Consider the following 10,129-nt stretch of genomic DNA (forward strand, 5'->3'; position numbering starts at 1 on the left):
CCCCACTGCGGGGCCGCTTAGGGATATCGACCATGCAATGGATTTTCATGCTGATTGGCTGCGTGCTCGGCTGGATACTCGATGAGTCTTTCAGCGATGCACTGCTGGGTGCGCTGCTCGGATTGGGCATCGGCCAGGCCATTCGCATTGGCCGCTTGAGTTCGCAATCGGCCGAGCAACGGCTGCTGCTTGAACAGGCGCAAGCCACGCTGAATACGGTGCAGCAACGCCTGACTCTGCTGGAGGCGACCGGCGTTAACGCGCCTGAGGTCAGCACACCTGAAGCGAGCGAAACCCTTACATCCCCTGAATTCAGTCTCGACGAAATCCCGGCCGCTGCGCCGGAACTGGTCTGGGAACTCCCGCCAGAGCTCGAGCCGATTACTGCGGCGACTACCGAAACCAGTCACCCACCTGTCGATGCCTGGAAACCGGACCCGGTTATCCGTGAGCCGCAACAACCCGCCGCCCCGCGTGGGCCCAATTTCATCGATCGCGCCATCAGCGGCGCGCGCGCCTGGTTGTTCGGCGGCAACACTGTGTTGCGGGTCGGTGTGGTGCTGCTGTTTCTCGGCCTGGCGTTCCTGCTGCGTTATGCCACCGAAGGCATGGTGGTGCCGATCGAGCTGCGTTATGCCGGCGTTGCGGCGGCTGCGTTGGGCTTGCTCGGGCTGGGCTGGTGGCTGCGCCATCGCAATAACAACTATGCATTGATGCTGCAAGGGACCGGGATCGCCGTGTTGTACCTGACGGTGTTCGCGGCCATGCGCCTGCATCCGTTGCTCGATCCGACGGCGGCCTTGGGCCTGTTGGTGGCGGTAACCGTGTTCTCTGCCATTCTGGCGATAACCCAGGATTCCCTGGCCCTGGCGTGCGCCGCCGCATTGGGCGGGTTCGCCGCGCCCATCCTGACGTCCACCGGTGCGGGCAATCACGTCGCGCTGTTCAGCTACTTCGCCTTGCTCAATGCGGGCATCATGGCGATTGCGTGGTTCAAGGCTTGGCGGCTGCTTAACCTGATCGGTTTCGTTGGCACGTTCGGCATCGGTTTCGCCTGGGGGCTGCGTTCTTATACGCCGGAATTGCTGTGGAGCACCGAGCCGTTCCTGGTCCTGTTTTTCCTGATGTACCTGGCCATCGGCCTGCTGTTCGCCCGGCGCAAGCTGCTGGAAATGAGCGACGCGCCCGAGGATGACAGTCGCGATGCGTTGTTGCGCTGGTCGGCGCGCAAGGGCGATTACGTCGACGGCACGATGCTGTTTGGTCCGCCGCTGGTGGGCTTCGGTTTGCAGTTTGCGCTGGTCCAGCATCTGGAATTCGCGGCTGCCTTCAGTGCGTTGGCGCTGGGCATGATCTACATGGGCCTGGCGCGTCTGTTGATGGGCGGTCGAGCGTTGCTGCTGGCGGAGACCTGTCTGGCGCTGGGTGTGATTTTCGCCAGCCTGGCCATCCCGTTGGGGCTCGATGCGCGCTGGACGGCTGCGGCCTGGGCCGTGGAAGGCGCGGGGATTTTCTGGCTTGGCCTGCGTCAGCAGCGACCGCTGGCCCGTGCGTTTGCGCTGCTGCTGCAACTGGGCTCGGCGCTGGCGTTTCTCAGCGAACTGCGGATCGGCGACAGCAGCCTGCTCGACGGTGCGCCGCTGGGCGCATTGATGCTCGGCATTGCGTTGCTGTTCAGCTTCTATCAATTGCGCAACGCCTTGCCGGAACAGACGTCGGAGTGGGAGCGCAAAGGCCTGCCTGTGTTGGCGTGCCTCGGCCTGACTTTCCTCTATCTGCTGGCGCCGCTGTTCTTTTTCACTCACGGCACGGCGATCAGTTGGGCGCTCGCCGGTCTGGCGACGCTGTTGGTCGGCCTGCGTCTGCAATCGCGCACCTTCCTGTTCACCGCGTTTGCCGTGCAGTTGTTGGGTGGTGCGCTGTTCCTGCTGCGGCTGCAAGGGGCTAGCGGTGATTCCTCGGCCGTGTTCAGCGCCGGTTGGAGCGGGTTGCTGAGCGCGTCGCTGATCGGGCTGGCGTTGATCGCCGGCATGCTGCTGGCCGCCCGCGACGACATGGTGCGTAGCGACATTCGTTTGCTGCGCGGCTTGTCGGTGGTGCTGCTGGCCGGTCTGGTGTTGATCAATCTGGCGGTGCTGTTCGTCCTGCCTTGGCAAACCGCGAGCGCGGTGTGGGCGGCCAGCGGTCTGTTCATCATCTGGCTCAGCCTGTATTTGCAGCAGCGGGTGAGTTTTGTCTTTGGCCTGTTGCTGCAAGTGATTGGTGGTGCGGCCTTCATGCTGGCCGGCCCGGACTTGCTTGGACCTTTGGCCAGCGAAGGTTTGAAACCGTTGGCGCACAGCGGTTTCTGGACGCCGCTGGTGCTGGGCCTGGCCGCGTTGGTCGGGGCCTGGCGCTTGCAGCTCGGCAATCACGCGTCGGCCTTCGACGTGCTGAGTTTGCAGCGTTTGTCCGAAGTGTTGCTGGTGTGGGGCGCGGCTTGGTGGGCGTTGGCGTGGGTCAGTGAAGTACTGCGGTTCGCGCCGGTGAACTCGCAAGCGACGTTGTTGTTGGCAGTTGCGGCTATCAGCGTGGCGCTGTGGACGGTGTTGGCGTTGCGCCTGAAATGGTCGTCGCTGGGCTTGCTCTGCACCTTGTTGATTCCAGCGGCCGGCCTGGTGTTGCTCGCCGCTTGGCACTCGCGTTATCACCCGGCGGCCAATGTCGGCTGGCTGGCGTGGGCGGCGGTGTTCGGCGTGCATTTCATGTCCTTGCGGCGTCTGGCGCCGATGCTGCCGGCGCGCGCCCTGAGCACCGCGCATGTGCTCGGTGCCTGGTTATTGATGGGTGTGCTGGCGCTGGAGTTGCGCTACGGCCTGCTGCTGTTGTCCGAGCAGTACAACGCCTGGCGCTGGTTGGGTTGGGCGATTCTGCCGAGTCTCTACCTGGTGCTGATGGCCGCGCCACGCGCCTGGCCCTGGCCGGTGTCAGCTTACTCACGGGAATACCGCGTGTACGCGGCTGCACCGTTGGCGGTGCTGATGCTCGGTTGGTTCTGGCTGGCGAACATTGTCAGCGACGGCACCGCCGAGCCATTGCCGTACGTGCCGCTGATCAACCCATTGGAATTGGGCCTGCTGTTTGCGCTGTTCGGCGTCTACGTCTGGTCCCGCAGCGCCGTGACGCAACTGGCGATCCGCAAGGACTACGCCGCGTATGCGACGCAACTGATCGCTGGCGTTTCGCTGTTCGCCTTCTTTACCGCTTTGGTCATGCGCACGGCTCACCATTGGGGCGGCGTGCCGTTCGAGCTCGATGCTTTGCTCGAATCCATGCTCGTGCAGGCCGGTCTATCGATCGTCTGGACCTTGATGGCGCTGAGTCTGATGATCGGCGGCCACCTGCGTCATCGTCGCGAAGTCTGGCTGATCGGTGCGACGCTGATTGGCGTGGTGGTGGCCAAACTGTTCTTTGTTGAATTGAGTAACCGCGGCGGACTGGCGCGAATCGTGTCGTTTATCGGTGTGGGCGTGTTGCTGTTGGTGGTGGGCTATTTCGCCCCGTTGCCGCCCAAGCGCGCCGACGCTGTGCCGGCCTCTGAAAAACCGGCCCCGGAAACCGAAGGAGTGTCATCTTGAGTCAGAAGCTGAACCTGGTCTGGTTGGGCGCGTTAGCGTTGGGCATGACGCTGTCGGCCAATGCTGTGGAGCAACCGTCGGACTTCGCCACACAGGTGCCTTTGACGGTGACGGGCGACGGCCCGTGGTATCGCCTCGAATTGCCGTTGAACGTGCAGCTGCATGCGCGCCAGACCGACCTGAGCGATGTGCGTGTGTTCAACGCGGCCGGTCAGGTTCAGGCCTATGCCTTGGCTCGCGAAACGGCGCAAACCAGTGAAAGCCGCACCCTGACCGACGTGAAATGGTTTCCGCTGTTCAGCTCGGCGGATTCCACCGAGCGCGCGCCCAGTGTTCGCGTGCAATCGAGCGCCAACGGCACGCTGGTTGAGGTGCAGCCATCCAGTCAGCTGGAAGCCGGAGAAGAAGTGCTGCGCGGTTGGTTACTCGATGCCAGCGGCATCAAGGCACCGTTGCGCCAACTGGTGCTCGACTGGACCAGCGAGCGCGAGGGCTTCCAGCGTTTCAGCATCGAAGCCAGCGACGATTTGCAGCACTGGCAGTCGTGGGGTGACGGACAGGTGGCGCGGCTGACCTTTGCCGACGAGCGGGTGGAGCAGCATGAAGTCGGCTTGCCCGGGCAATCGGCGCGGTACCTGCGTTTGTTGTGGAATACCCCGCAATCGGCGCCGACGCTGACCTCGGCGCAACTGGAAAGCGCCAGCAGCCGCAGTTTGCCGCTGCCGTTGGTCTGGTCACAACCGTTGGCCGGCAGCACGGTGAAAGCCGGTGAGTACACCTGGCAGTTGCCGACGGGGCTGAACGTCGAGCGCGTGCAAGTCGAGCTCAGCCAGCCGAACAGTCTGGCGCCGGTGACCTTGTCCGGTCGGCGAGAAAGCAGCCTGCCGTGGCAGCCGTTGAGCAGCGGTTTGCTCTATCGCCTGACCCAGGGTGGCCAGGATGTGGTGCAGAACGAATTGCAGCTGCCGGGGCAAACTGTGCAGCAGTTGAAACTGACGGTAGACGACCGTGGCGGCGGTCTGGGTGCCGAAGCGCCGACGGTGCGATTCGCCGTGCGCTCGACCCAATTGGTGTTTCTGGCGCGTGGGCCAGGGCCTTATACGCTCGCCCTGGGGAGTGCGACGGTCAAGGCGGCGAACTTGCCGCTGGCGACGCTGATCCCGGATTACAGCGCGGCGAAGTTGGCGACGTTGGGCAAGGCTTCCGTTGATGGCGGGACGGTGGTGACGCCGGCTTCGACGCTCGCAACGACGGCGCCGGCTGACACGAACTGGAAGAAGTTCGGGTTGTGGGCGGTGTTGCTGCTCGGCGTGGTGTTTTTGGGGGCCATGGCGTTCAGCTTGCTGCGCAAACCTCCGGCGAAATCCTGAAGGCGGGTGCTTCGCACCCATCGCGAGCAGGCTCACTCCCACAAGGACAGCACAAAACCTGTTGGCGTTTGCCTGCTCGCGATAGCGATTTTTCAGACGGTAAAAATAGCGCTTTCGAACTACGCTCATCCCGGCGCATGAACTCTATTGGACGTATCACGTCTGATAGGAGGAAATGCGCCCCGACTCGCGTTAAACTGCGCGGGTTTATAGCCCCCCCATTCCACCGGAGCCTTCCATGTCCCGCGTTACCCTGAGTCGCTATTTGATTGAGCAGACCCGTAGCAACAACACCCCTGCCGATCTGCGTTTCCTGATCGAAGTGGTGGCGCGTGCCTGTAAAGAAATCAGCCACGCTGTGTCCAAAGGCGCCCTGGGTGGTGTGTTGGGCAGCATGGGTACTGAAAACGTCCAAGGTGAAGTGCAGAAGAAACTCGACGTGATCTCCAATGAGATCCTGCTCGAAGCCAACGAATGGGGCGGTCACTTGGCCGGCATGGCGTCCGAAGAAATGGACAATGCCTACCAGATTCCGGGCAAATACCCGAAAGGCGCGTACCTGCTGGTATTCGACCCACTGGACGGCTCGTCGAACATCGACATCAACGCTCCGGTCGGCACGATCTTCTCGGTACTGCGTTGCCCGAGCGAATACCTGAGCCAGAACGAAGCCTTGAACGAAAAGGCCTTCCTTCAGCCAGGCACCGAGCAGGTCGCTGCCGGTTACGCGATCTACGGCCCACAGACGATGCTGGTGCTGACCCTGGGCGATGGCGTGAAAGGCTTCACCCTGGACCGTGAAATGGGCAGCTTTGTACTGACCCATGAAGACATTCAGATTCCTGAGTCCACCCAGGAATTTGCGATCAACGCCTCCAACCAGCGTCACTGGGAAGCGCCGGTACAGCGTTACGTCAACGAATTGCTGACGGGCGATGAAGGCCCGTTGAAAAAGAACTACAACATGCGCTGGGTCGCCGCGATGGTGGCTGACGTGCACCGCATCCTGACCCGTGGCGGTCTGTTCATGTACCCGCGCGACAGCCGTGAGCCGTCGAAGCCGGGCAAACTGCGCTTGATGTACGAAGCCAACCCGATGTCGTTCCTGGTCGAGCAAGCGGGCGGCGCGTCCACCGATGGCCATCAGCGCATTCTCGACATCAAGCCTGACGGTCTGCACCAGCGCGTAGCGGTGTTCCTGGGCTCGAAAGAAGAAGTCGAGCGCGTCACGGCTTACCACAAGGCATAAACATGACTGCGCCCTGGCAGCCGTTGCTCGAATGGTGGTTTGGACATTCCGAATCCCCTCACGAGATAGCGGCTGACAAGGGCAAGTTATGGTTCGGCAAGAACGACCGCCAGGACCTCGAAGCGCAAACGCGTTTCGGGGACTGGGTCGATCAGGCACTGGCCGGCGGTTTGACCGAGTGGGCGCAACGCCCCGACGGTTGGCTGGCACTGGTGCTGCTACTCGATCAACTGCCGCGAATGATCTTTCGCAACACCCCCAAATCCTTTTCCGGTGACCTCCGGGCTCAAGCGCTGGTGGCACAAGGCATCGCCGCGGATTTCGATCGCCAGTTGCAGCCGATTCAGCGAGTGTTTATCTACCTGGTGTTTGAGCACTGCGAAAATCTGTCGGTGCAGAATGAGGCGGTTTCACGCTACATCGACTTGGTAGCGCAACAGCCAGAGACAGATCGAGCGTTGTTTTCCGATTATCTGGACTATGCCGAGAAGCATCAGCAGGTGATTGCGCGGTTTGGGCGGTTTCCGCATCGCAACGCGGTGTTGGGGCGGGAGTCGACGGCTGAGGAGTTGGTGTTCCTGTCGGGACCTGGTTCTCGCTTTTAGTTTTCTGCTGTAGCTGATGCCGCCATCGCCAGCAGGCTGGCTCCCACCTTTGGTTTGTGTCGTTCACAAATCCCCTGTGGGAGCCAGCCTGCTGGCGATGGGGCCATTGAGAGCGCCTTAGATTCTGAAGCTACCCACCAACTGCTTCAACCGCGCCGCCTGCTGCTCAAGGTCAGCACACGCCCGCAATGTCGACTGCAAGTTCTCCACACCTTCCTGATTCAGCGTGTTGATCTCGGTGATGTCGACGTTGATCGATTCCACCACGGCGGTCTGCTCTTCGGTCGCCGTCGCCACGGACTGGTTCATCCCGTCGATCTCGCCAATGCGCTGGGTCACGCTGTCGAGGCGCTCGCCCGCCTGGTTGGCGATGCCGACGCTGCTTTCGCTCTGGCGCTGGCTGTCGGTCATGGTGCTCACCGCTTCCCGTGCGCCGATTTGCAGTTCCTCGATCATCTTTTGCACCTGCTGTGCCGAATCCTGAGTGCGGTGCGCGAGGTTGCGTACTTCGTCGGCCACTACGGCAAAACCACGTCCGGCTTCACCGGCGCGGGCTGCTTCGATGGCTGCGTTCAACGCCAGCAAATTGGTTTGCTGGGAGATGCTGGTGATGACTTCCAGGATCTGGCCGATGTTCACCGTGTTGCTGTTGAGCGTTTCGATGTTGCCGCACGAATCACTGATCTTCGCCGAGAGCTGCTGCATCGCCGCGATGGTTTTATCCACCACTTGCTGACCGTCTTCGGCCAGGCTACGGGCATCGCTCGAATGCTGGGAGGCGAGGGCGGCATTCTGGGCGATTTCCTGGGCGGCGGCGCCCAGTTCGTTGATGGCCGCAGCGACGCTGCTGGTGCGCGAGGCTTGCTGGTCGGAGTTGAACATCGAGGAGTTCGATGCGGCAACCACGCGCAAGGCAACTTCGTTGACCTGGCCGGTGGCCGAGGCCACTTCGCGGATCGAGGTGTGAATGCGTTCCACGAAACGGTTGAACGACATGCCCAGCGCGCCGAACTCGTCCTGGCCATGAATGGTCAGGCGTTTGGTCAGGTCGCCTTCGCCTTCGGCGATGTCATGCATGGCGCGGCCCATGGTCAGCAGCGGTTGCATCAGGAAGCTGATCAGCATGCCCAGCAGCGCGATAATGATCACAACGGCGATGACCATGGCGATGATTGCCGAGGTGCGGAATTCGCTGAGCATTGCGAACGCGGTATCCTGATCCAGCACCAGCGCCACGTACCAGTCTGCCGACGGCACACCGTTGACGTGAGTGAAGGAGATGAACTGGCGCTTGCCGTCGACTTCGACTTCTTTCAGGCCCGGGCTGACGTTCGGCGTGCCGTTCGGGTAAGCCTCGGCGAGGCCTTTGAGCACCAGTTTGCTGTCCGGATGAATCAGGATTTTGCCGTCGGCGCTGACAATGAACGCATGGCCGTGACCGCCGAAGTTCAGCGAGTTGATGATTGCGCTGACGCTGGACAGGTCAATGTCGGCTCCGGCCACACCGATCATTTGGCCTTGGCGCTGCACCGGCGTCGCGATCGTGATCACCAGTTTTCCGGAGGACGCAGCGATGTAGGGTTCAGTGACGATGGTCTGTTGCGCGGTGTTGGCCGCCTTGTACCAGCCACGGGCGCGAGGGTCGTAGTCCGCGGCCCGGTTGCCGGCCGGAACCGAGAACATCACGCCGTCAGTGCCGCCGAAATAGCTCAACTGGAAGTTGTTGGTGTAGGCCGGCAGGTCGATGTCGCGCTTCAGATTGGCCGGGGCGCTACCGTCCACGGTGATTTGCTGGGACAACGATTGCAGCAACTGGATGCGGCTTTCCAGCCAGGTCTGGATGTTACTGGTGGTCAGGCTGCCGAGTTCCTGCATCGAGGATTCGGTACTGCTGCGCAGGGTCTGGCGCTGGCGGTAGTCGTTGAAGAGGATGAAACAGGCAAATGCAACGGCCACCACGAGGGCAGCAGCCAACAGGATTTTGTGGCTGAACTTCATGTTTCTGGTCATTAAATAAGCTACCGCGGAGGGGACTTGTGTAGGAGCGAGCTTGCTCGCGATGGATTTCAGGGCTCTGCATAAAGTCAGCAAGCCAGCGCTATCGTTGACGCCCATCGCGAGCAAGCTCGCGCCTACCTGTGTCGACTGGCCGGCGCCAAAGATTAGGCGTCTTTCGCTAAAAACGACGAAATGCCCGGTAGCGACAGAAAGTCGCTGATTTTTCGGGAAATGGCAGACGAGCGGCCTGATAAATAGCCGGCGGGGCAGGGAACCAGATAGGGGTTTTCTCTTCTAACCTTCAGCTTGGCAGCCATGCCAACCCCCTTCGTCCTGGAGTTTCACCATGTCGCTGCGTTCTATTGCCCTGCTTTCGTTCTGCGTGCTGTTGGTCGCATGCAGCAAGGTCAATCAGGAAAACTATTCGAAACTGTCGTCCGGCATGCCAAAAGCCGAGGTAGAAACCTTGCTGGGCAAACCGGCTGACTGCTCGGGCGCGCTCGGCATGTCCAGTTGCACCTGGGGCGACAAGAACAGCTTTATCAGCGTGCAGTACGCCGGTGACAAAGTGCTGATGTTTTCCGGCCAAGGCCTGAAGTAAACCGGGGCGACGCGCCCACGGGAGAAAAACAATGATGCGGTTTTTGATAGTTCTTTTGGCCGGCCTGGTACTGGCCGGCTGTGCCTCTTCTGGCACAGATCCGTTGGCACCGAAAACGGTCAACAGCGTCAACCTCAAGCGCTACCAGGGAACCTGGTACGAGTTGGCCCGCCTGCCAATGTATTTCCAGCGCAATTGCGCGCAATCCGAAGCACATTACACCCTCAAGCCTGACGGCTCGGTGTTGGTGCTGAACCGCTGCCTGACGGCGGACTGGCAATGGGAAGAGGCCAAGGGCACGGCTTATCCACAAGTACCGGGCAAGACCGACAAATTGTGGGTCGAGTTCGATACCTGGTTTTCTCGTTTGATTCCGGGTACGGCGAAGGGCGAGTACTGGGTGCTGTACGTCAGCGATGACTACAAGACCGCCATCGTCGGCGACCCGAGCCGCAAGTACTTGTGGCTGCTGTCCCGGACCCCGACGGTCAACGGCGTGGTGCGTGAGGAATTGCTGAGCAAGGCGCGTCAGCAGGGTTACGACACCACGCGATTGATCTGGCGTGCGTCGGATACGCAGATGGCCAAGACCTCGAACTGAATGCGCAAATCCCTGTAGGAGCGAGCTTGCTCGCGATGGAGTATCAGTCGACACCAAGGTGTCTGACCCACCATCGCGAGCAAGCTCG

General features: G+C 61.3%; 8 protein-coding genes and 1 pseudogene. 6 read left to right on the top strand and 3 right to left on the bottom strand.

Annotated elements, in window-relative coordinates:
• Nucleotides 1-32 precede the first annotated feature (32 nt).
• The 4 genes from EJA72_RS10005 to EJA72_RS10020 all read left to right on the top strand — a co-directional run bounded on the left by EJA72_RS10005 (nt 33) and on the right by EJA72_RS10020 (nt 6,841).
• The gene (locus EJA72_RS10005; protein ID WP_157711295.1) at nt 33-3,617 is read left to right on the top strand and encodes a DUF2339 domain-containing protein; all 3,585 of its coding nucleotides are present in this window, start codon (nt 33-35) and stop codon (nt 3,615-3,617) included.
• A complete protein-coding gene (locus EJA72_RS10010; protein ID WP_157711296.1) occupies nt 3,614-4,987 on the top strand; it encodes a DUF3999 domain-containing protein in 1,374 nt (457 codons plus the stop codon). Before EJA72_RS10005 ends, EJA72_RS10010 begins: the two co-directional genes overlap by 4 nt.
• 238 nt (nt 4,988-5,225) lie before the next feature.
• Complete coding sequence (locus EJA72_RS10015) at nt 5,226-6,236, top strand: class 1 fructose-bisphosphatase (RefSeq protein WP_157711297.1); 1,011 nt, start codon at nt 5,226-5,228, stop codon at nt 6,234-6,236.
• A 2-nt stretch (nt 6,237-6,238) separates the two neighbouring features.
• Complete coding sequence (locus EJA72_RS10020) at nt 6,239-6,841, top strand: DUF924 family protein (protein WP_157711298.1); 603 nt, start codon at nt 6,239-6,241, stop codon at nt 6,839-6,841.
• 117 nt (nt 6,842-6,958) lie between these two features.
• Here EJA72_RS10020 and EJA72_RS29650 read toward each other — a convergent pair whose 3' ends face one another.
• The 3 genes and pseudogenes from EJA72_RS29650 to EJA72_RS10030 all read right to left on the bottom strand — a co-directional run bounded on the left by EJA72_RS29650 (nt 6,959) and on the right by EJA72_RS10030 (nt 9,156).
• Nucleotides 6,959-7,837, bottom strand: a complete 879-nt coding sequence (locus EJA72_RS29650; RefSeq protein WP_372240695.1) for a methyl-accepting chemotaxis protein — start codon at nt 7,835-7,837, stop codon at nt 6,959-6,961.
• A pseudogene (locus EJA72_RS29655) lies at nt 7,817-8,956 on the bottom strand (cache domain-containing protein); the annotation flags it as partial. The pseudogene EJA72_RS29655 and the gene EJA72_RS29650, both read right to left, overlap by 21 nt.
• 47 nt (nt 8,957-9,003) lie before the next feature.
• Complete coding sequence (locus EJA72_RS10030; protein ID WP_157711300.1) at nt 9,004-9,156, bottom strand: hypothetical protein; 153 nt, start codon at nt 9,154-9,156, stop codon at nt 9,004-9,006.
• Nucleotides 9,157-9,185: 29 nt separating this feature from the next.
• Between EJA72_RS10030 and EJA72_RS10035 the strand changes: the two genes are divergently transcribed.
• Nucleotides 9,186-9,440, top strand: coding sequence for a hypothetical protein (locus EJA72_RS10035; RefSeq protein WP_157711301.1), 255 nt, complete (start codon nt 9,186-9,188; stop codon nt 9,438-9,440).
• Between the two features lie 31 nt (nt 9,441-9,471).
• Nucleotides 9,472-10,041 carry a lipocalin family protein gene (locus EJA72_RS10040; protein WP_157711302.1) on the top strand — a complete coding sequence of 190 codons (570 nt, stop codon included), beginning with the start codon at nt 9,472-9,474 and terminating at the stop codon, nt 10,039-10,041.
• Nucleotides 10,042-10,129 lie beyond the last annotated feature (88 nt).

Origin of the sequence: Pseudomonas sp. PB120 (assembly GCF_009761815.1) — a bacterium.
Classification (GTDB): domain Bacteria; phylum Pseudomonadota; class Gammaproteobacteria; order Pseudomonadales; family Pseudomonadaceae; genus Aquipseudomonas.

What these genes read in the sequence shown, in the direction of transcription:
- EJA72_RS10015 (WP_157711297.1), top strand. Translation starts at nt 5,226, where the DNA reads ATGTCCCGCGTTACCCTGAGTCGCTATTTGATTGAGCAGACCCGTAGC.
- EJA72_RS10040 (WP_157711302.1), top strand. Translation starts at nt 9,472, where the DNA reads ATGATGCGGTTTTTGATAGTTCTTTTGGCCGGCCTGGTACTGGCCGGC.
- EJA72_RS10030 (WP_157711300.1), bottom strand. Translation starts at nt 9,156, where the DNA reads ATGGCTGCCAAGCTGAAGGTTAGAAGAGAAAACCCCTATCTGGTTCCC.
- EJA72_RS10035 (WP_157711301.1), top strand. Translation starts at nt 9,186, where the DNA reads ATGTCGCTGCGTTCTATTGCCCTGCTTTCGTTCTGCGTGCTGTTGGTC.
- EJA72_RS10005 (WP_157711295.1), top strand. Translation starts at nt 33, where the DNA reads ATGCAATGGATTTTCATGCTGATTGGCTGCGTGCTCGGCTGGATACTC.
- EJA72_RS29650 (WP_372240695.1), bottom strand. Translation starts at nt 7,837, where the DNA reads ATGTCGTTCAACCGTTTCGTGGAACGCATTCACACCTCGATCCGCGAA.
- EJA72_RS10020 (WP_157711298.1), top strand. Translation starts at nt 6,239, where the DNA reads ATGACTGCGCCCTGGCAGCCGTTGCTCGAATGGTGGTTTGGACATTCC.